The 21,218-nt window shown below is 62.2% G+C and carries 17 protein-coding genes and 2 pseudogenes; 11 read left to right on the top strand and 8 right to left on the bottom strand.

Features of this window, described 5'->3' with window-relative positions:
* Positions 1-113 precede the first annotated feature (113 nt).
* The 4 genes from M1B35_RS24115 (at position 114) to M1B35_RS24100 (ending at position 6,042) form a co-directional block, all read left to right on the top strand.
* Positions 114-1,028 carry a helix-turn-helix domain-containing protein gene (locus tag M1B35_RS24115; protein WP_268263310.1) on the top strand — a complete coding sequence of 305 codons (915 nt, stop codon included), beginning with the start codon at positions 114-116 and terminating at the stop codon, positions 1,026-1,028.
* 258 nt (positions 1,029-1,286) lie between these two features.
* Positions 1,287-1,598, top strand: coding sequence for an antibiotic biosynthesis monooxygenase family protein (locus M1B35_RS24110; RefSeq protein WP_268263309.1), 312 nt, complete (start codon positions 1,287-1,289; stop codon positions 1,596-1,598).
* Between the two features lie 108 nt (positions 1,599-1,706).
* The gene (locus tag M1B35_RS24105; RefSeq protein WP_268263326.1) at positions 1,707-4,886 is read left to right on the top strand and encodes an efflux RND transporter permease subunit; all 3,180 of its coding nucleotides are present in this window, start codon (positions 1,707-1,709) and stop codon (positions 4,884-4,886) included.
* Position 4,887: 1 nt separating this feature from the next.
* Positions 4,888-6,042: an efflux RND transporter periplasmic adaptor subunit gene (locus tag M1B35_RS24100; protein ID WP_268263308.1), complete on the top strand. Its 1,155-nt coding sequence runs from the start codon at positions 4,888-4,890 to the stop codon at positions 6,040-6,042.
* A gap of 8 nt (positions 6,043-6,050) precedes the next feature.
* On the opposite strand, the gene M1B35_RS24095 is transcribed toward M1B35_RS24100, so the two are convergent.
* Positions 6,051-6,944, bottom strand: a complete 894-nt coding sequence (locus M1B35_RS24095; RefSeq protein ID WP_268263307.1) for a LysR family transcriptional regulator — start codon at positions 6,942-6,944, stop codon at positions 6,051-6,053.
* A gap of 198 nt (positions 6,945-7,142) precedes the next feature.
* On the opposite strand from M1B35_RS24095, the gene M1B35_RS24090 reads away from it, so the two are divergent.
* Positions 7,143-7,637 carry a (R)-mandelonitrile lyase gene (locus M1B35_RS24090; protein WP_268263325.1) on the top strand — a complete coding sequence of 165 codons (495 nt, stop codon included), beginning with the start codon at positions 7,143-7,145 and terminating at the stop codon, positions 7,635-7,637.
* A gap of 98 nt (positions 7,638-7,735) precedes the next feature.
* Here M1B35_RS24090 and M1B35_RS24085 read toward each other — a convergent pair whose 3' ends face one another.
* The 4 genes from M1B35_RS24085 to M1B35_RS24070 all read right to left on the bottom strand — a co-directional run bounded on the left by M1B35_RS24085 (position 7,736) and on the right by M1B35_RS24070 (position 12,058).
* Complete coding sequence (locus M1B35_RS24085) at positions 7,736-8,905, bottom strand: aldo/keto reductase (protein ID WP_279653884.1); 1,170 nt, start codon at positions 8,903-8,905, stop codon at positions 7,736-7,738.
* Between the two features lie 36 nt (positions 8,906-8,941).
* Positions 8,942-9,934 carry an aldo/keto reductase gene (locus M1B35_RS24080; RefSeq protein ID WP_268263306.1) on the bottom strand — a complete coding sequence of 331 codons (993 nt, stop codon included), beginning with the start codon at positions 9,932-9,934 and terminating at the stop codon, positions 8,942-8,944.
* Between the two features lie 214 nt (positions 9,935-10,148).
* Complete coding sequence (locus M1B35_RS24075; protein ID WP_268263305.1) at positions 10,149-10,922, bottom strand: carboxymuconolactone decarboxylase family protein; 774 nt, start codon at positions 10,920-10,922, stop codon at positions 10,149-10,151.
* A gap of 77 nt (positions 10,923-10,999) precedes the next feature.
* A complete protein-coding gene (locus tag M1B35_RS24070; protein WP_268263304.1) occupies positions 11,000-12,058 on the bottom strand; it encodes an NAD(P)-dependent alcohol dehydrogenase in 1,059 nt (352 codons plus the stop codon).
* A gap of 247 nt (positions 12,059-12,305) precedes the next feature.
* Between M1B35_RS24070 and M1B35_RS24065 the strand changes: the two are divergent.
* Positions 12,306-13,315 (top strand): annotated as a pseudogene (locus M1B35_RS24065) (aldo/keto reductase).
* Positions 13,316-13,359: 44 nt separating this feature from the next.
* Here M1B35_RS24065 and M1B35_RS24060 read toward each other — a convergent pair.
* A complete protein-coding gene (locus tag M1B35_RS24060) occupies positions 13,360-14,610 on the bottom strand; it encodes a Bcr/CflA family multidrug efflux MFS transporter (protein ID WP_268263303.1) in 1,251 nt (416 codons plus the stop codon).
* Positions 14,611-14,913: 303 nt separating this feature from the next.
* Here M1B35_RS24060 and M1B35_RS24055 point away from each other — a divergent pair, with 303 nt between their 5' ends.
* The gene (locus M1B35_RS24055; protein WP_268263302.1) at positions 14,914-15,816 is read left to right on the top strand and encodes a LysR family transcriptional regulator; all 903 of its coding nucleotides are present in this window, start codon (positions 14,914-14,916) and stop codon (positions 15,814-15,816) included.
* Positions 15,817-15,840: 24 nt separating this feature from the next.
* Here M1B35_RS24055 and M1B35_RS24050 read toward each other — a convergent pair whose 3' ends face one another.
* Positions 15,841-16,662, bottom strand: coding sequence for an SDR family oxidoreductase (locus M1B35_RS24050; RefSeq protein WP_268263301.1), 822 nt, complete (start codon positions 16,660-16,662; stop codon positions 15,841-15,843).
* Positions 16,663-16,902: 240 nt separating this feature from the next.
* Between M1B35_RS24050 and M1B35_RS24045 the strand changes: the two are divergent.
* A pseudogene (locus M1B35_RS24045) lies at positions 16,903-17,496 on the top strand (flavodoxin).
* A gap of 70 nt (positions 17,497-17,566) precedes the next feature.
* Here M1B35_RS24045 and M1B35_RS24040 read toward each other — a convergent pair.
* A complete protein-coding gene (locus M1B35_RS24040; RefSeq protein WP_268263300.1) occupies positions 17,567-18,172 on the bottom strand; it encodes a TetR family transcriptional regulator in 606 nt (201 codons plus the stop codon).
* Between the two features lie 131 nt (positions 18,173-18,303).
* Here M1B35_RS24040 and M1B35_RS24035 point away from each other — a divergent pair, with 131 nt between their 5' ends.
* Genes M1B35_RS24035 through M1B35_RS24025 form a run of 3 tightly spaced genes read left to right on the top strand, consistent with a single transcriptional unit; the run spans position 18,304 to position 21,124 of the window.
* Positions 18,304-19,386 (top strand): alkene reductase, encoded by a 1,083-nt coding sequence (locus tag M1B35_RS24035; RefSeq protein WP_268263299.1) that lies wholly within the window; start codon positions 18,304-18,306, stop codon positions 19,384-19,386.
* 50 nt (positions 19,387-19,436) lie between these two features.
* Positions 19,437-20,225, top strand: coding sequence for an SDR family NAD(P)-dependent oxidoreductase (locus M1B35_RS24030; RefSeq protein WP_268263298.1), 789 nt, complete (start codon positions 19,437-19,439; stop codon positions 20,223-20,225).
* Positions 20,226-20,263: 38 nt separating this feature from the next.
* The gene (locus M1B35_RS24025; RefSeq protein ID WP_268263297.1) at positions 20,264-21,124 is read left to right on the top strand and encodes an alpha/beta fold hydrolase; all 861 of its coding nucleotides are present in this window, start codon (positions 20,264-20,266) and stop codon (positions 21,122-21,124) included.
* Positions 21,125-21,218: the final 94 nt, after the last annotated feature.

Genomic DNA, 21,218 nt, shown 5'->3' with positions numbered 1-21,218 from the left:
TCAGGTTTGCGGGGCCTGTTGCGATTTTGCTTTTATCTTGGGTGCCAGGATCTGCACGGCGCGCGCCCAGCACTGCGACGGTATCAACGGCGTGGTCCACCAGGAGAGTTCCCTTGAAGGTCACGTCTGTTCCCGAGATGACGTCGGTAGAGAGCCTCGACTCTTACCCGGCAGGCCAAAAAACCAGAACCACCAGCGGCCCGGCCTGGAGACAGGTGCGGCTGTCCGTTTTTTCCCTTGCCGATGCCGCGGCGACCTTCGAGATGCCGACCGTGGCAGAGCCGCTCATCGTCTGGGTAACCGCCGGTGAAGCGCAAACCCAAAAACGCGATGATGATGGCCCATGGCTGACCAGCCGGATAAAACCGGGCTCGCTGTTTGTGACTGCCGCCGGCGCGCCTTATGAGTTTGGCTGGAGGCGCTTAAGCGAGGTGCCGCTGGAAGTGGTGATGGTGCTACTGGATCTGGCGTTGTTTGAACAGGCGCTTCGGGACATCCATGGTGCCAACGCCGCCTTTGCCATACTTCAGGATGTGTCTGCCGCTGAAGACTTGGCGCTGGTCCACCTGCTCCAGTGCTTGCGCAGTGAGGCAGAACGCGACGACGCCAGCGCTCTGTTCACCCAGGGCCTGGCCCAGGCCGTTTGCGTGCACCTGGCCCGTCACTATGTCGAACTCGATCCGGGCTCATGCAAAACGGCGCCGTCGCTTCCGGCCTTCAAACTACGCCGTATCACCCGCTGGATGGCCGAGAACCTGGCGCAGGAGTTCAGCCTGGGAGCCCTGGCAGAGCAAGCGGGCATGAGCGAGTACCACTTCAACAGGCTGTTCAAACGCGCCGTCGGCCTTCCACCCTCGCAGTTTCAAATCAAGCTGAGAATGAGCGAGGCGCGTCGCTTGCTAAGGGAAACCGAAATGACGGTGGTGACCTTGGCGAACGAGGTTGGTTACACCAACCCCAGCCACTTCTCGCGTATTTTCCGCAAAGACACCGGCTTTTCCCCCAGTGACTATCGGCGACAACGTTAAAGGCTATAGCGCCCCGACCAAGCGGGGTCGGGGCAGGGGGGCTGTCCCTTATAAGGCGTGCCGATCTGCCTGGGGGCGCCGTTGGCAATGATTTCAAATTGTATCGTTCCTTCGGACGCTCGGCGCCCATGCCACTGGCTACGTGGCTTTGCGCCTATTCATGAGCAGCGCTCATATGCGTATGTTGACTGAGTGCCGTAGTCGCCTTGTCGGGCCATCGCTAGATTCGCGCTAAGCCAATTTCAGCAGGATCCGCCGATGGCGATCGAATGCGTCAACACCATTGAAATACGTCTCTTCGAGGCCCTTGATTCGACGTTTACGGAGAGCATCGAGGCATGCACCGGAAGGCTTCAAGAGGCGCCTGGATGCCTCGATTACACCCTGAGCCGAAGCACGCGAGAGGCCGGTCTTTGGTGGCTGACCGGCTACTGGGACAGCGAAGCTCGAATGACCGAATCCTTTGAGAGCGTGCCGATGGCGCAGTTGCTCAACTGCCTGATCGAAGCGGGCGCAAGCCTGAGTTTTGGCAGCTTTGTTGCCCTGACGGCCACCGCTCAAGGCAATTGACCCCCTCACCCCCGCCTTCATGCACATCGACGTTGCCTTGGGGCACGCCCAGTCGAAGCGCTGAAGCGAATTCAACTTTTGTCGATCAAGTGACCGGAGCCATCAGTGCTGATACGGACCGTGATGCTGGCCTTGCGCCGCCCCTATACTTTTGTCGTGATGGCATTGCTCGTCTTGATCGTCGGCCCCTTAACGGCCTCGCGCACACCGACTGACATTTTTCCGGACATTCGAATCCCGGTGATTGCCGTGGCCTGGCAGTACACCGGGCTGCCACCGGACCAGATGGCGGGGCGCATCTCCACGGTTTTCCAGCGCTTGCTCACCGCGTCGGTCAATGACATCGAGCACATCGAGTCCAACACTTATCCGGGCGTGGGGGTGGTCAAGATCTTCTTCCAGCCCGGTGTCGACATTGCGGTGGCCAACGCGCAGATCACCGCGGCCTCGCAAGTCGCGTTGCGGCAGATGCCGGCGGGTATCCAGCCGCCGGTGATCCTCAATTACAACGCCGCCACGGTGCCGATCCTGCAACTGGCGCTGTCGGGGGAGGGTTTGTCGGAACAGCAGCTCTTCGACCTGGGCATGAACACCGTGCGCACGCCCCTGATTACCGTGCCCGGCGTGGTGATGCCCCTGCCTTACGGTGGCAAGCAGCGCCAGGTGCAGATCGACGTCAACCCGGAGGCGCTGCAGGCCCGGGGGCTCTCGGCCCAGGATGTTTCCGCAGCCCTGGCGGCGCACAATATCCTGGTGCCGATTGGCACCCAAAAGATCGGCGAGCTGGAGTACACCTTGCAGCTCAATGGGGCGCCTTCAGCGATTGACGAGCTGGGACTGATCCCGGTCAAAGTGGTGAACGGCAGCACGGTCTATCTCCGTGACGTCGCCGATGTGCATGACGGCAATGCGCCGCAAACCAACATTGTCCACGTTGACGGCAGCCGTTCGGTTTTGATGTCGGTGCTCAAGAACGGGTCCGCCTCGACGCTGGCCATTGTCGATGGCATTCGGGCGCAGATCGAAGCCCTCAAGCCGGGTTGGCCCGAAGCGCTGAAGGTGCAGCCGATCAACGACCAATCACTGTTCGTCCGGGCGGCGATCAAGGGTGTGGTGCTGGAGGGCGCGATTGCGGCTGCGCTGACCAGCGTGATGATCCTGCTGTTCCTCGGCAGTTGGCGGTCGACCGTGATCATTGCGGTGTCGATTCCGCTGGCGATCCTGGGCTCGTTGATCATCCTCGCGGCCTTGGGTGAAACCCTCAACCTCATGACCCTGGGGGGCCTGGCATTGGCCATCGGCATCCTGGTGGACGATGCCACGGTGACCATCGAGAACGTCAATTGGCACCTGGAGCAGGGCAAGGACGTCGAGACTGCGATCGTGGATGGCGCCCGCCAGATCGTCACCCCGGCGTTCGTGTCGTTGCTGTGCATCTGTATTGCGTTCGTTCCGATGTTCTTTCTCGAAGGTGTTTCGCGCTATCTGTTCGTGCCCATGGCCGAAGCGGTGATCTTTGCCATGATCTGTTCCTTCATCTTGTCGAGGACGCTGGTACCGACCCTGGCCAAGTACCTGCTGCAGCCGCACTCCCTGCACAGCGCGCCGCAAGCGACCTCACGCAACCCGTTGGTGCGCCTGCAGAAGGGCTTCGAGCTCCGTTTCGAGCGCTTGCGCCAGCGCTATCAGCAGGTGCTCGAAGGCGCATTGCGCCGGCGCAAAGTCTTCCTTGCGGGTTTTATGGCGGTGGTGATGCTGTCGTTCGGGCTGGTGCCCTTTATTGGCAGTAACTTTTTCCCCTCGGTGGATTCCGGACAGGTGCTGATGCATGTGCGGGTGCCGGTGGGCACTCGCGTGGAAGAGACCGCCTCGCGCTTTGCGCAGATAGAGGAGGCAATACGCAGCATCATTCCTGCCGAGGAGATCACCACCCTGGTCGACAACATCGGCCTGCCACCCAGCAACATCAACCTGACCTACAACAACACTGGGGTTATGGGGTCCCAGGATGGCGACTTTCAAATCGCCCTGCGCGCCGGCCACCAGCCCACCGCCGACTACGTAAAGAAGCTGCGTGAGTTGTTGCCTGAGCGCTTCCCGGACAGCACCTTTTCCTTTCCTCCGGCGGACATCGTCAGCCAGATTCTCAACTTCGGTGCCCCGGCGCCCATTGATATCCAGGTGCGCGGCAACAACGTCGAAGCCAACTTCGCCTACGCACAGCAGTTGCTCAAGCGCCTGCGCACGGTGCCGGGCCTGGCCGATGCACGGATCCTGCAATCGAACAGGGCGCCGGTGTTCAATGTCGACCTCGACCGCACCCAGGCCCAGTTGCTCAATTTAACCACCCGCGATGTCACCAATAGCCTGGTCGTCAACCTTGCGGGCAGCAGCCAGGTGGCCCCCACTTACTGGCTCAACCCCGCCAATGGCGTGAGCTATCCGATCGTGCTGCAGACGCCGCAGTCAAAGCTGGACTCCTTGTCGGCGCTGGCCAACCTGCCGGTCGGCAACGGCAGCAGCGTGAACGTGACGACGCTCGGCGCGGTGGCGGACTTTGAGCGCACCACCGGCAGCGGCATGGTCAGCCAATACAACGTCCAGCCGATGGTGCAGGTCCATGCGGCCACCCAAGACCGTGACCTGGGCGCCGTGGCTAAAGATATCCGCCAGATCATCGGGCAAATGGCCGATGAGTTGCCGCGTGGCAGCACGGTCCACCTGATGGGCCAGGTGCAAACCATGGAGCGGGCGTTTTCCGGCCTGCTGTACGGCCTGCTCGGCGCCGTGGTGCTGATCTACCTGTTGATCGTGGTCAACTTTCAATCCTGGGTCGACCCGGCGGTGATCGTTTCCGGCCTGTCCGCTGCCCTTGCGGGAATCGTCTGGATGCTCTTCGCCACCGGCACCACGTTATCGGTGCCAGCGTTGACCGGGGCGATCATGTGCATGGGCGTGGCCACTGCCAACAGTGTGCTGGTGATCAGTTTTGCCCGTGAGCGCCTGCAGGCACTGGGTGATGCCAGCGCCGCCGCGCTCGAGGCCGGCATCGCGCGCCTGCGGCCAGTGCTGATGACCGCATTGGCAATGATCCTCGGCATGCTGCCCATGGCCTTGGGCATGGGCGAGGGGGGCGAGCAGAACGCCCCTCTGGGCCGCGCCGTGATCGGCGGCCTGCTGTTCGCCACTGTCGCGACCCTGTTGTTTGTCCCGGTGCTTTTCAGCCTGGCGCACCGCAATGATTTCCGTACTGAACCCAAGCAGCACCTTGTTCCTGGAGCCCTCTGATATGCCTGTGAAAGCCTTCAGCGCGAATGGTCGCGTCCTGTTTATTCTCGGGGCCCTGGCGACGGCGGGTGTGATCATCGTCGCCGGCACCCTGAGCCGACACTCGCAAGCGGACCAGTTGGAGCAGATCGCCCAGCGCAAACGCGTCGCTACGGTCGCGCTGGTCCAGCCCAGCCTGGTGACGCCTGCGTCCCTGCAACTGCCCGGGCGTATCGAAGCCTGGTCGCGGGCGCCGCTGTACGCACGGGTCAGCGGTTACCTGAAACGCTGGGACCAGGACATCGGGGCGCCGGTCAAGGCGGGACAGCTGTTGGCCGAGATCGATGCCCCGGACCTGGACCAGCAACTGCGCCAGGCCCGTGCAGAGTTGGCCACCTCCCGCAGTGAAACGGCGCTGGCCGGCACCACGGCCAAACGCTGGGAGCAGTTGCGTGAAAGTGAAGCCGTGTCGCTCCAGGAAGTCGAGGAGCGGCGCGGTGATCTCGCCACCAAGCGCTCTCGGGTGAACGAGGCTCAAGCCAATGTGGATCGGCTGCAGGCGCTGCAGGGCTACACCCGCATCGTGGCGCCGTTTGACGGCGTAGTGACGGCCCGTAATACCGACGTCGGCGCCTTGATCAATGTCGGCATGACCGCCGGAAGCGAGTTGTTCGTGGTCTCTGATGTGAGTCGCTTGCGGGTGTATGTCAGCGTTCCCCAGCGCCAACTGGCCTGGGTAAAAACCGGCAGTCGCGCCAGGCTCAGCGTGCCCGAGCACCCGGGAAAAACCTTCGATGCCACCGTGCAATCCTTGTCTCAAGCGGTGGATGTGGGTTCGGGCGCCATGCGTGTGCAACTCAGCGTGGAAAACCATGGTGGAGAGCTGTTGCCCGGTTCCTTTGCCACCGTGCAGTTCGAGGGCACGCTGGCCCCCAGCACTCTGAGCCTTCCCCCCAGCGCGCTGATCGTTGGCAAGCAGGGGGTGCAGGTGGCGACGGTCGATGGTGATGGGAGGGTGCAGCTCAAGCAGGTCACGGTGACCCGCGACCACGGCACCTACCTCGAACTCGCCGATGGCGTCGGCCCGTCCGATCAGGTCATTGCCAATCCGCCGGATGGATTGCGTTCGGGGGATCAGGTGCGCGTCGCCCAGGCCGAGACTGCTGCGGCGCAGTAGACCTTGCCTTAGCCTCGGTAACGTAACGCTTCCAGCAACAGGGCGAAGGCAGGGGAGGCCTGGCGCCTGTTGGGGTAATAAAGGTGGAAGCCGGGGAAGCAAGGGCTCCAGTCTTCCAGCACTTGGATCAGGCGCCCGTCTGCAAGGTGCGGCGCGACGATGTCGGAAGGCAGGTAACTCAGGCCAAAACCGTCCAGGGCCGCGTCCAGCAAATGATAAATACCGTTGTAGATGATTTGCCCCGAGACACGGACGTTCAGGCTCTCGTTGTCTTTTTTGAACTCCCAGGCGTACAGGCCCCCGTTGGTGGGCAGACGCAGGTTGTTGCATTGGTGCTGGACCAGATCACGGGGTGTTTGTGGCGGCGTACGGTCAGCGAAGTAAGCGGGCGAACCGACCACCGACATGCTGATGTCCGGACCGATTCGCGTGGCAATCATGCCTTCGGCGACGTCCTCGCCAAGTCGCACCCCGGCATCGAAGCCTTGTGCTGCGATATCGACAAAGCTGTAGTCGCAGCACACCTCCACTGAGATGTCCGGGTATTCCGGGAGGAATTTTTTCAGCACCGGGCGCAGTACCAGGTCCAGCGAGAAGTCCATGGCATTGATGCGGATCTTGCCGGTGGGGGTGTCTCGCAGGTCACTGAGCAGTGTCAATTCGTGTTCGATTTCCTCGAACCGCGGGCCGACCTTTTGCAGCAGCCGTTCGCCGGCTTCGGTGGGCGAGACGCTGCGTGTGGTGCGGGTCAGCAGGCGCAGCCCCAAGCGTGCCTCCAACCCGCGCACGGTGTGGCTCAGGGCCGATTGCGATACGCCCAGCTTGGCCGCCGCCTTGGTGAAACTGCGCTCTCGGGCGACGGCGAGAAAGGCAAGCAGGTCGTTGGCGTTTTCCCTAAGCATTGATGAGCCCGGTTCATGAGGTTATTGGGATTCTACCGACTAATCACAGGTACCCGTAAAGGCTACATTCAACCGCTGGGTCCCCCGTTAGCGTCCCCCCCCACTCGAGGACATCCCATGCCGGCTGTTGACGTACCCGCGCTCAGCGCACACCGCCGCCAATACTCACGCGTGCTGCAAGTGCTCGGCGCGACGCTGATGCTGGTGGTGTTCAGTGCTCGTGGCGAAGTGCACCCACGGGTGACGGTTTCTCCGGCTGGCTCCCAGCCGTCCACCCCAGGCCCGGCGCAATACTTCACCGGCAAGGTGCGCGTTGACGGTCGCTTCCAGGGCAGCCATGGCGCTCGCGTCAGCGGCGGTACAGTCACTTTCGAACCGGGTGCGCGCAGCGCCTGGCACACCCATCCCCTGGGTCAGACGCTGATAGTGACGGCTGGTGTCGGCCTGGTGCAGCAGGACGGCCAGGCCGCCCATCTGATTCGTCCGGGCGACACGGTGTGGATACCGCCCGGGGTCAAACACTGGCATGGCGCAACCCCCAGCGATGGCATGAGCCATGTCGCAATCGCCGAGTTGCTTGAAGGCAACGCGGTTCAATGGCTAGAGCAGGTGTCCGACGCAGACTATGCCAAGGCCTTTTGCTGCTCAGCACGCTCCGGCACCGTAGCGGCGCCCGTTAAAGGTGAAACCTGATGACTTGAGGGGCGATGCCGGGCCGCCCCTCAAGCGTTGTGATGACGCCGGAGCACCTCTTTCAAGGCCGGGCAGACCTCAGCGCACGCTCTTTACAGTCAAGGTTTGCTGGGCGCTTCAATGCCGGAGTAGGCCAGCACCGTATCCGGCAAGCGGGCGCCCTGGACCTTGATTCCTGCGACGGCGCTATTCAGTTCGCTGAGTTCTTGCGGTGTCAGTTGAACCGACGCGGCCCCAATGTTCTCCAGCAGGTGAGGCATCTGCGTGGTGCCGGGAATGGGCACGATCCAGGGTTTTTGCGCCATCAGCCAGGCCAGGGCAATCTGGGCCGGCGTCGCTTGTTTGCGGCTGGTCCAGGCCTTCAGCAAGGCAACGAGTTGCAAATTGGCGGGCAGGTTTTCCTCGGCGAAGCGGCTTTCCAGCTTCCTGATATCGCCGTCTGCAAAGCGCGTTTTAGCGTCGATGGCTCCCGTGAGGAACCCGACGCCCAAAGGGCTCCAAGGTACGAAGCCGATGCCCAGTTCTTCGCAGGTGGACAGCACGCCATCTTCCGGCCCCCGCCAGAGCATCGAGTATTCGCTTTGTACGGCCGTCACCGGGCTGGCCGCATGGGCGCGACGAAGGGTGCCCAGCCCCATTTCACTGAGGCCCCAATGCAGCACCTTGCCCTGGGCGATCAATTCGTCGATGGCCCCGGCCACGTCTTCAATGGGCACCTGGGGATCGACGCGATGCTGGTAGAGCAGATCGATACGGTCCGTGCGCAGACGTTTCAGCATGGCCTCCACCACTTGCTGGATGTGCTCCGGGCGGCTATTGAGGCCGGGGCTGCGCACTCCTGTTTCGGGATCAATGTTCCACCCGAACTTGGTGGCGATCACCACCTTGTCACGAAACGGCGCGACGCCCTCGCCAAGGATTCGCTCGACCTCAAGCGGGCCATAGGCTTCAGCGGCGTCGAAAAAGGTGACGCCCTGGTCGAATGCCCGATGGATGATCGCGAGCATCTCGGGGCGGCTGGGAAGGGTGGTCTGGTAGGTGCGGCTCATGTTCTGCACGCCAAGGCCCAGGGATGAAACCTCCAGTGCGCCCAAGCGGCGGCGACCCACAACCTGGGCTGCGTGCGGGGCTGCGTTGGGTGCTGGAATACTGGGTGCTGCGCTCGCCCCAAAGGTTGCTGCACTGGCCAACAAGGGAACCGCCGCCACGCTGGCGGCGGCAGCGAGCAAGCCGCGACGGCTGATGTCATACGGGGTGTGTTGTGTCATGGCTGATCGTCCATTGGTTGAGCCGAAGGGCCAGGCTTACTGCCCGACCATTTTCATCGCTGCTGCTGGCAATCGATCGCCCTGGACCTGGATGTTCGAGACCTCGGAGTCGATTTCAACCAGGTCGGCTTGAGTCAATTCAAGCTCGACGGCCGCCAGGTTTTCTTCCAGGCGATGCTGTTTGGTGGTGCCCGGAATCGGAACAATCCAGGGCTTCTGGGCCAGCAACCAGGCAAGGGCGATTTGCGCCAGCGTTGCGCCCTTGCGGTCGGCGATGCGTTTGATCGCCACCACCAAGGCAGCATTGGCCTTGCGGGCTTCGGAGCTGAAACGGGGGACAGCGTTGCGGAAATCCGTTGAGTCGAAGGTGGTGTTCTCGTCGATCTTCCCGGTCAGGAAGCCTGCGCCTAGTGGGCTGAAAGGCATAAAGCCAATCTTCAGTTCTTCGAGCACCGGCAACAGTTCCTGCTCCGGGGTTCGCCAGAACAGTGAATATTCGCTCTGAACGGCGGCGACGGGTTGCACGGCGTGGGCGCGGCGGATAGTTTGGATACCGGCTTCAGACAGCCCAAAGTGCCCGACTTTGCCTTCGGCAATCAGTTGTTGCACGGTGCCGGCAACGTCCTCGATCGGTACGGCGGGGTCGACACGGTGCTGATAAAGGAGGTCAATGCGCTCGGTGCGCAGGCGTTTCAAGGAGGCCTCCACTACCGCCTTGATATGTAGCGGACGGCTGTTGGTACCACCACGCCGTTCGCCGCTTTCCAGGTCGATGTCAAAGCCGAATTTGGTGGCGATGATCACCTTGTCCCTGATGGGCGCCAAGGCGCGGCCCAGCAAGGTTTCATTGACGAATGGGCCATAGGCTTCTGCCGTATCGAACAGCGTAACGCCTTGCTCATGCGCGGTACGGATCAGCTTGATCATCTCTTCGACGTCGGCCGCCGGGCCGTAGGCCGCGCTCATGCCCATGCAACCCAGGCCCAGGGCGGAAACCTCGAGTCCATTGCTTAGTGTTCGGGTCTGCATCTGTTCGCTCCAATCCAGTGGGAAAAGTCGACAAGGCTGGGTGGCTGAGCCCTCTGCCTGGGTCGTTCAATGTGATTGGCAAGCAATTTATCCAGTCGCAACCGTTCCAACTAGCCGAGTAAATCGGGACGGGCTTATGAGGCACATTCATCAGTGAGCGGCTGACAGTCAGGGTGCGCTCTCGCGGGGCAAGAGCCCGGTGAACTGCTGAGCCTTAGCCGCGTGACGCGAAGACTTCCTTGAGCACGGGTACGGCGGACATCGCCTTTGGCCAGCCCACATAGAAGGCCAGATGGGTGACCACTTCGGCCGCCTGGGCCTGGCTGAGGCCGTTATCCATGGCTCGGTTGAGGTGGAAGGGCAGTTGTGCCGCCTGGCCCTGGGCGATCAGGGACGCGACGGTGACCAGGCTGCGGTCGCGGGCGCTGAGGTCGCTGTGACGCCACAGTTCACCGAACAACACTTCATTGGTGTAGCGCGCCAGCACCGGTGCAACCCCGCCGACCCCGACCTCGACGGCGGCTCGGCGTTTGCCTTCACTCTCTGGGTCGAGGGCCAAGGGCTCGCCGACGGGTGGTGCTATCTCGTCGGCAGGGATGTTTCGCTCATTGAAGACTTGCTTGGCGACCCCCGCCGCCGACATTGCGTTCGGCCACCCGGAGTAAAACGCCAGGTGGGTGATCAGCGCGCTGATTTCACTGGGTTTGAGGCCATTGTCGAGCCCCAGCTTGATGTGCCCAGTGAGTTGCGGGGCCTGGCCGCTGGCGACCAGGGCCGACAAGGTGATCAGGCTGCGATCCCGTGGTAGCAGCTCTGCGCGCTTCCATACTTCGCCGAACAGCAGGTCGGTGGTGTATCGGTAAAGCTGTGGGGTGACTTCCAGCACGTCGGGTGACGGTTTGGGATCCGGGCGCGGCTGAGCCTGGTCGGCGTCCACGGCCGCGGAGAAGAGCAGGGTGGCGAAGGTTGTAGCGGTGAGCAGTTTCATCGAGCGTTCCTGATGGCCAAGTCGAAGTGCTCGCAGGCCTGGCGCTCGACCCGCGAACCTGGTGCGGTGGTGAGTGGTCAGGCTGGTTCCGGGGCGGGCAACGAGCCCATGTCGATGACAAAGCGATAGCGCACGTCGGCGCGCTCCATCCGCTCAAAGGCTTCATTGATCTGGTCCATGCGGATCATTTCGCACTCCGGCAGGATGTTCTTCTCGGCGCACAGGTCGAGCATCTCCTGGGTTTCCCGAATGCCGCCGATGGGCGAGCCTGCAATGCGCCGTCGACCGAGAATCATCGGCACGGTGTTCTGTTCTTCCATGGGCCCGACCTGGCCAACCATCACCAGCGTGGCGTCGACATCGAGCAGCGACACATAGCCATCGAGTTGGTGCTTGACCGGCACCGTATCGATAATCAGGTCGAAACTTGAGGCCGCAGCAGCCATGGCCGCGTTGTCACTGGACGGCAGCAGGCGTGTTGCACCCAAGGCCAGCGCGTCGCCTTCCTTGTCCCGCGTGCGGCTGATCACCGTCACCTCGGCCCCCATGCCCACTGCCAGCTTGACCGCCATATGGCCCAGGCCGCCGAGGCCGATCACACCGACGCGGCTGCCGGGAACGACGTTCCAGGTGCGCAATGGGGAATAGGTGGTGATGCCCGCACACAGCAGCGGGGCGACTTTGGCCAGGTCCAGGCTTGCGGGGACGCGCAGGATAAATTCTTCACGGACCACCAGGTGCTTGGAGTAACCGCCGAAGGTGTTTTCGCCCGTTACACGGTCCTTGCCGTTGTAGGTATTGGTATTGCCTTCGCGGCACAGTTGCTCTTCGCCTTTGCGGCACTGGTCGCAGGTCATGCAGGCATCCACCATGCAGCCGACGGCCACCGCGTCACCGACCCGGTAGTGGCTGACGTCGCTGCCGATGGCCGTCACGCGGCCGACAATCTCGTGTCCGGGCATGGCAGGGTAGACCGTCCAGCCCCAGTCGTTGCGCGCCGTATGCAGATCGGAGTGGCACACACCGCAGTAGAGCACTTCCATGGCGACGTCATTGGGGCGCAGCTCGCGGCGATTGAAGCGCAGGGGCGCGAGAGGGCTTTGCGGGGTTTGCGCGGCGTAACCGATGGTCTTCATTGCATATCTCGAACAATTGAAACGAATGAACAGACCTCTCCATGGTAGGCAACGCTGATCCATTGATTAAGAGGCATAACCTGCATGGCGTCATGAGCCTGGCTCATCAATCCCGCCCCTGGCTCTGTCCCTCGACATTGGCTATTTATGAGCCTGGCTCATGTCCGTATCCCTCTTTTGCACCTTAATCATCAATCCCCGCTGGTCTAGGATCAGCTCACCTGTTCAACGCCTTTGAGGGTGAATGATGAATTACCGTTATCTGGGCCGCAGCGCCTTGAAAGTCTCGCCTTTGTGCCTGGGCGCCATGATGTTCGGCGGCGAGACCGACGAAGCCACGGCCAAGCGCATCATCGACAAGGCGGGGGCCGCTGGCATCAACTTCATCGACACCGCCGATGCCTACCACGCAGGACGCTCCGAAGCCGTGGTGGGCCGCGCCATCGCGGCTCAGCGGGACCATTGGGTCGTGGCGACCAAGTTCGGTTATCCGTCGTCGGCCGATGCGGCCCGAATCAACAGGGGCAGTCGCGCAAATGGATCATGCAGAATGTCGAAGCCAGCCTGAAACGCCTGGGCACCGACTACATCGACATCCTGTATTTCCACCGCCTCTTGAGCGATGCGCCGATGGAAGAGGGCTTGCGCGCCATCGACGACCTGATTCGTCAGGGGAAGATCCGCTATTACGGGGTGTCGAATTTCCACGGCTGGAAAATCGCCGAGATGGTGCGTATCGCCGATTCGTTGGCCATCCAGCGGCCGACCGTCAGCCAGCCGCTGTACAACATCGTCAACCGCATTGCCGAAGTCGAACAACTGCCAGTGGCCGGCCATTACGGCATCGGGGTGGTTCCTTACAGCCCACTGGCCCGCGGTGTTCTCAGCGGTAAATACGCCGTGGACGCGCCACCCCCGGCGGACACCCGGGCAGGCCGCGGCGACAAGCGCATCCAGCAGACGGAGTGGCGCCCCGAGTCGTTGAAGATCGCGCAGACCATCGCCCAACATGCGACCGATCGCGGCACCACGTCCGTGGCCTTTGCCATCGCCTGGGTATTGAAGAATCAGTTGGTCAGCGCGGCGATCGCAGGCCCGCGCACCGAGGCCCATTGGGACAGCTACCTGCAGGCCCTGGGCCTGGAGTTGGGGCCGGATGACGAAGCACTGGTGGACAGCCTGGTGGTGCCGGGCCATGCATCCACCCACGGGTTCACCGATCCGGGCTACCCGGTGGAAGGGCGCAACGTGATCTGAGACGTTTGAGCCAGGGGCTGTCGTCGCCAGTCGACTGCCCCCTCCTAGGGCTCTGCAGGCTGGGGTTTGCTGGCCTCTGCCGGGCTCGATTTAACCAGCCAGAACGCGCACAGCAGGCTTGCCACTCCAAACACGGCAATGACCATTGCCATGGGTTTTGGACTGCCGTCTGCGAGCACCCCCACCAGGCCTGAACCCAGGATTCCGGTGCCATATTGCAAGGCGCCCACCAATGCCGATACTGCACCGGCGACATGTGGAAAGCTGTTCAGCGCCCCGACGATCGAGTTGGCTACGATCAAGCCCGCCGCCGAGACGAACACGAACAAGGGCAGGACCAATCCCGCAAGCCCTCCAAACTCGCTCCAAGCATCCATGGCCAGGCAGATACCGGACAGTGCCGCCAATAGTGCGCCCAGGCGCATGAGCCGATCGCTGCCGACCCGGCGAACCAGCCTGGCGTTGATCTGGTTGGCCAACATGATGCCGACGATGCCCACGCCGAATAACACACCGTAGGTTTGCGGGGAGACGTGGTAATAGTCGATATAGGCAAAGGGGGTTCCGGCGATGTAGGCATACATGCCGCCGTAGAGAAAACCACCGGCAGAGGCGTAGCCCAGCACTCGGCGATCTTTGAGCAATTGCCCGTAGCGGCGAAAGGCGCCGCTGAGTGGGGCGTAATTGCGGCGCTCGGCAGGCAGTGTCTCGGGGAGGCTGTAGAGGGCGATAACCGTCGCCATGCCAAACGCCGCCAGGGCCCAGAAAATCAATGGCCAGGAACCGAACTTGAGCATGAGCCCACCCAGGCTTGGGCCGAGCAACGGAGCAATCGCCATCACGGTCATCAGGGTAGACAGCATCTGCGCCGCCCGGTGGCCTTCATACACATCCCGGATCATCGCCCGAGCCAGTACCACGCTGGCGCAGGCCCCAGCAGCCTGCACCGCACGCCAACCGATCATCATCGGCGCGGTGCTCGACAGTGCGCAGCCGGCGGACCCGGCGATAAAGAGCAGTAACCCCAGGGCGATCGGTAGGCGCCTGCCGTATCGATCACTGATGGGGCCCCATACCAACTGCCCAAGGCTGAAGCCGATCAGGTAGCTGGAAATCGTCAGCTCCAGCTGGCCCGCGTCGGCATGCAGCGACGTCGCCATGGCGGGCATGGCAGGGAGATAGAGGTCGGTTGAAATGGACGCAAAGGCCATCAAGGCACTGAGGATCGACAGAAACCAGAGGCTCTGCTTTTCCGATGGTGGTGCTCCGTCTAGGGGGCGATCTGTGGGGGGCATGGTCAGTGAGGCTCTCTCAATCAGGGGCATGAAACACGAGGGCCGGCGCCCATGAACGGGGCCGGCGAGTAGCGAAGGGTTGCAGCGAGCGGTTAACGTTCCGAGGCGTTGACGCCGGTTTTGAGGGGCTGCGGCCGGTTGTCCAGGCTGTCCCCCGACCGCTCAATAGCGCGGTTGTCCCGATGAGGTTTCCGCATGTTTCCGTTCCTTCGCAAGGATAGGGTTGATAGGTAAACTTTAAATTCCTGTGCCAAATTCAACAATTAGCCCATCACTTCATGGGGACTTGAGGAGGATTCACTAATGATCCGTGCCGGGCTTCCGGAATTAACCGCTTTTGTCGCCATCGCTGAACAACGCAGCTTTAGCGGCGCGGCAAGGATGCTGGGTGTTTCGGCCTCGGCGCTGAGCCATTCCATGCGCGGGCTTGAGTCTCGCCTTGAACTGCGCCTGTTCAATCGAACCACCCGGTCGGTCGCCTTGACCGAAGCCGGTGAGCAACTGTTCTTGCGCGTGCAGCCGTTGCTGGGTGAACTCGAATGTGCGGTCAACGACGTCACCTCAGAGCGCAACACCCCCTCGGGGCTGATACGCCTGAGTGCGTCCGAATCCTCTTTCAAACTGTTGATCCGCCATGTCATGCCGCAGTTTCTCAAGGACAATCCGCAGATCCATATCGAGTGTGTGGCGGATAGCCGCTTGGTCGACATTGTTGGCGATGGGTTCGATGCGGGCATTCGGCTGTTTGACGATGTGCCGCGGGACATGATCGCGGTGCGCTTCGGCCCGGATGTTCGGTTCGCCGCCGTGGCTTCGCCCGAGTACCTCAGCCGGCACCCCGCGCCTGTGGCACCCCATGACCTCAAGGCCCATCGATGCATCCGCTTTCGCTTTGCCAGCGGCACGCTGTTTCGCTGGGACCTCGATCACCAGGGCCGGTCCGCCAGCATCGACGTCGACGGGCCCATGACCATGGACAACATCAACCTGATGACCGAGGCCGCGTTGGCGGGCATTGGCATCGCCTGGGTGCCCGAGCTTCAGGTCGAGGAACATCTGCGTGCCGGGCGCCTGGTCCATCTGCTGCCTGAGTGGGGCCCTTACTATGCCGGCGCCTGCCTCTACTACCCAGCCAACCGCCACCCGCCGATGGCTTTGCGCATGTTCGCGGAGGCGGTGCGGGAGTGGGCGCGCCAGCAAGCGTGAAAGCGCCTCTGCCAGCGTTTGAGGCTATTGGTCGCTGCCGTACCAGTATTGCGCGGTTACACCGCCGTCCATCAGGAAGTCGCTGCCGGTAATGAAGGTCCCTTCAGGGCCCATCAGCAGCGCAGCAACCGCGGCCACTTCATCGGGCGTACCGCCGCGCTGGGCGGCGGACGATTCAATCATGCGGCGGTAGCCATCCCCACGCGGGCCATTGAGTTCATCCCGAGCCAGGGGGGTGAAGATGATGCCGGGGCTGATGGTGTTGACCCGGGCACCGCGCTTGCCCCAGCGAACGGCTTGCGCTGCAACCCGCAGTGAGTTGCCACGTTTGGATATCTGATAGGCATTCAAAGGGTCGCTGACCACTTCCGGTTGCAGCATCGGCAAAGCCAGCAGCGCTTCCACCGGCGTCAGCGCCAAGGCCTGGTTCTGCTCAGCGCTGAGTGCCGGCAAGCGATGACCCGACTGCGAGGCGATGACAATGGCTGAACCCCCTTTGGCGATCACCTCGCCAAACAGTTCCAGCACCAGGGCGGTGCCATACAGGTCGACCCGAAGAATGGTGGCAGGTGCTGCCTGAGAGGGAGAGACCCCGGCGGCATGGATCACCCCGCTGATGTCGCCAAGGCTGGCCGCCTTGGCCACCAATGCCTGGACTGACGCACGGGACGAGACATCCACCGTGGACGTCGTGACAGCAAAACCCGCATCGCTCATCACCTTCGCGGCGGCGTCTGCCGTTTCCTGGTGCAGATCGGCGAGCAAGACATGTTTGCCAGCGCTGACGCGTCGAGCGATGGCTTGGCCAATCGAGCCAGCACCGATAACTACAGTGACATCAGTCATCTTCATTTTCCTGGAGGGTGGGGACTCCACTTTAGGGTCAGAAGAACCTGATGATTAGTCTTTCAAGCATGCGTGGCCTTTTGAGTGCAATTCAGTAGTTGAGCGGGTCAAACCGGTGAATTGCTGAATCACCCTCATGAGGTCATACAGCCTTGCCCTGATTGTTGCCGCATGCACCAGCGTCTAGCCTGGCCAGACGCTAATTGACGCCTAGGTGGCCGTCATTCATGAGGAAACACGATGCCTTCACACGACCCCCACCGTCGCAAAGTGGTCGCAGCGATCGCCAGCCTGCCGCTTATTGCCTCTGGCGCGAACCCCGATGGGAACACCTCCGCCCCGTCGAGTGCCAAGGTCCTGGTCGCTTACTTTTCCAGGTCGGGTAATACCAGGGTCGTCGCCGTCCTGATCCAACGCTCACAGCACGCCGACCTGTTTGAGATCCGCCCCGCAAACGCCTATCCCGAGGACTACCTTGAAACGGTCGAGCAGGCACGGCGTGAAACCGCCACGGGCTTCAAACCTGAACTGGAGACAATCGTCCCGAATATGGGGCAGTACGACGTGCTGTTCCTGGGTTTTCCCATCTGGGGGCAAACGACACCTCCCGTGATCAAGGCATTCCTTTCGGCCCATGAGCTGTCCGGAAAGACTGTCGTGCCCTTAATCACTCATGGGGGATATTGACTGGGTGACAGCCTGGACGTCCTCGCCCGCCACGCGCCCGGCGCTCGGTGGGTAGAAGGGTTTGTGATGGAAGGGGAGCAGGAACGGAGAACCATGGAGAAGGTGAAGGACTGGTTAGCCAATCCTGAGCGATTCACCCTTGGGTAAAGGGGCGACGCTCTGCGAGGGGGGGGCCATTGCTTTGCCAATGGCTCGCTATGAAGTGCCAACGGTTTTATTAACCAGCATTGCCTTCGGACACAGTCCCGTCCGGTTCGTCCCCTGAAGGCATCAACGATGGGAGGAGGGTGTCGCGGCAGGCCGCGAGAATCTCATCAGCAAGCCGCGAGTCGTCAGGGCAGGCGCGTGACAGGACGATGGCGCCGACTACCTGCGCCATCAAGGCGAGGCGTTTGGCCCGTGCCTGGGCCGAGTCCGCACTGTTGTGCTTGTCTTGCAAAACCGCGAGTTGGGCCTCGATGCCGGCAGCAAAGGTGGCTCGGACATCGTCCTCTTTGCGGGCGGCATCCCCGCACAGTGCGGCCATCGTGCAGCCTGAGGCGCGATTGTCGCGATGCTCGCGAGAGAGATAGACCTTTACGAATTCAGACGCTGAAGACCCCACGGTCAGCTCGGCGGATTGCAGCAGGCCGCAGCTTGCCGACTCCGCCATCAGGTCGGCTTTGGAGCGGAAGTGTTTGTAGAAGCCGCCTTGAGTGAAGCCAGCCGCCGCCATCAGGTCGGCGATGCCCACCCCGTCATAGCCACGCTCGCGAAAAAGCGCGGACGCAGTTTCCACGATATGCGCCCGATTGGCCTGCGCCTGTTTTTTAGTGACTTTCATCGCTCACCCAACAACGTTTATCCAGCTGTGATCGCGCCACTATACATTGATGTTGATCGACATCAAACCGTTGACATTTTAGAGTTCGATCGTAATCATTGGCGTCATCCCACTCGCTGAAGTTAACCAAAATGACCGAGAAAACCCTGTTCCAGCCCTACGTCCTGGGCGATCTGACGCTCGCCAATCGCATCGTGATGGCGCCGCTGACCCGCAATCGCGCCGGCGCCGGGTTAGTCCCCGGCGAACTGACCGCGACCTACTACGCCCAGCGTGCTTCGGCCGGCTTGATCATCACCGAGGCGACCCAAGTCTCCGCCCAGGCCCAGGGTTATCAGGATACGCCCGGCCTCTACACGCCCGAGCAGATAGCCGGCTGGCGCAAGGTCACGGATGCCGTGCATGCCGAGGGGGGACGCATCTTTGTTCAGCTTTGGCATGTCGGTCGCGTTTCTCACGTTGACGTGCAACCGGGCGGCGCTGCGCCGGTCGCGCCTTCGGCGATCCGGGCGCAGACCAAGACCTTCGTCAATAACGCATTTGTCGACGTTTCCGAGCCACGCGCCCTGGCGCTGGGCGAGCTGCCAGGCATCGTCAACGACTTTCGCCAAGCGGCGGCCAACGCCATTGCGGCAGGCTTCGACGGTGTGGAGATTCACGGCGCAAACGGCTATCTGCTGGAGCAGTTCATCAAGGATGGGGCCAACCAGCGCACGGATGCCTACGGTGGCTCGATAGAGAACCGCGCACGCTTGCTGCTGGAGGTGGTCAGCGCCGTGGTGAAAGAAATCGGTGCCGGTCGCACCGGGGTGCGCATCTCGCCAGTGTCTCCGGCCAACGGAATTTCCTGCAGCGCTCCGCAACCCCAATACGCCTACATCGCCGAGCAACTCGACGCGCTGTCCGTCGCCTATCTGCATGTCGTGGAAGGGGCGACCGGAGGCCCGCGGGATGCGGCCGAGTTCGATTACGACGCACTGCGCCAGCGCTTCAAACAGGCCTACCTGGCCAACAACGGCTACGACCTGGAACTCGCCACGACCGCCCTCCACGCCGGCAAGGCAGACCTCTTTGCCTTCGGTCGCCCGTTCATCAGCAACCCCGATCTGGTTGACCGCTTGAAAACCGCAGCGCCCCTGGCGCCGCTCAACCCGGCCACGCTCTACGGCGGCGGCGCTGTCGGCTATACCGACTACCCGACGATCGCCGGCTGAAGCTCCATCTGTGTGACTCACATCAAAACCCCTTGCGAAGGAATAACCCCATGACAAAGCCTGCGACCGTTCTCATCACTGGTGCCTCCAGCGGTATCGGCGCCATCTACGCCCAACGCTTCGCCCGCCGTGGCCATGACCTGGTGCTGGTTGCACGAGACAAGGCACGCCTCGATGCCCTGGCCACACGCCTGCGAGCAGACAGCGGTGTGGCTGTCGAAGTGCTGCAGGCCGATCTGACCCAGCCGGCTGATCTTGCCGCGGTCGAAACGCGCCTGCGCGACGACGCTCAGATCGGCATCTTGATTAACAACGCCGGGATTGCTCAGTCCGGCGGTATCGTCCAGCAGAACGCGGAGTCCATCGATCGCCTGATCGCGCTCAACATCACGGCGTTGACCCGGCTCGCGGCAGCCGTCGCTCCGCGTTTTGCGCAGTCGGGTGCGGGTTCCATTGTCAATCTGGGATCTGTGGTGGGTTTTGCGCCCGAGTTCGGCATGACGGTCTATGGCGCCACCAAGGCCTTCGTGCTGTTCCTGTCCCAGGGATTGAACCTGGAATTGTCGCCGAGCGGGGTCTACGTCCAGGCCGTACTGCCGGCAGCAACCCGCACTGAAATCTGGGAGCGCGCCGGGATCGACCTCAACACCATTTCCGAAGTCATGGATGTTGAAGAGTTGGTCGATGCTGCCCTGGTCGGGTTCGACCGCCGCGAGCTCGTGACCATCCCGCCGCTGCACGCAGAGGGCCGTTGGGAGGCGTTGGACCAGGCTCGTCAGGGCTTGCTGTCCGACATTCGACAAGCCCGGGCCGCCGAGCGTTATCGAGATCAGGCCTGACCTTTAGCACGCGCTTGCCCAAATCCGAGGAATCACTGATGAGCCGTTCGATGCCGGTTGCCCAACTGACACCTTCTTACGTCCAGGCACCCAACAACCTGGTTGTGGTGGGGGGGACCGCTTTTGCATACCGCGAGTTGGGTGCGCGTACCGGCATCCCTGTTTTTCTGCTGAATCATTGGGGGGCCGTGCTGGATAACGTCGACCCGCGCATCGCCGAGGGGCTTGCCCGTCATCACCGAGTCATTGCCATTGATTACCGAGGCATCGGCTTATCCGGCGGCGTTGCCCCGGTGACGGTGGACGAGATGGCCCGCGACACCCTCGCATTGATTCGTACCCTGGGCTTTGAGCAAGTCGATGTGCTGGGCTTTTCGCTGGGTGGTTTCGTGGCGCAGGATCTGGCGCTGAAGGCGCCAGGCCTGGTGCGCAAACTCATTCTGGCTGGCACTGGCCCTGCGGGCGGGCAAGGCATCGACCGTGTCGGTGCGTTGTCCTGGCCGCTGATGCTCAAGGGTTTGTTGACGCTGCGCGATCCCAAGACTTATCTGTTCTTCACCGCCACGAACAAGGGTCGGCAAGCAGCCCGCGCCTTTCTGACGCGGCTGAAGGAGCGCACATCCGCGCGCGACAAAGGGCCGACGCCTCGGGCGTTTCTTCGCCAGCTCAGGGCTATCAAAGCCTGGGGCCGGCAGGCGGCGCAGGATCTTGGCCGCTTAAGCATGCCTGTCCTGATCGTCAACGGAGACCACGACATCATGGTGCCGACGGCGCTGAGTCACGACATGGCCCGGCGCATCCCCCAGGCGCAGCTCGTGATCTATCAGGACGCTGGGCACGGCGGCGTTTTCCAGTACCACGCAGAGTTCGTTTCCAAGGCTCTGGACTTTCTGGCGTAGACGTTCGCTTGGGCGCCAGGCAAACAACCAGTTCCATAGCCCGGCAGAGCAGGGGCCTGGAGCGGATCGTGTCAAACCCAAGCCTCACCGACAC

The sequence above is a fragment of the Pseudomonas morbosilactucae genome (assembly GCF_023241665.1).
GTDB lineage: Bacteria > Pseudomonadota > Gammaproteobacteria > Pseudomonadales > Pseudomonadaceae > Aquipseudomonas > Aquipseudomonas morbosilactucae.
Note: the sequence above shows the minus strand (reverse complement) of the source record. Positions and strands in the feature narration are given on the sequence as shown.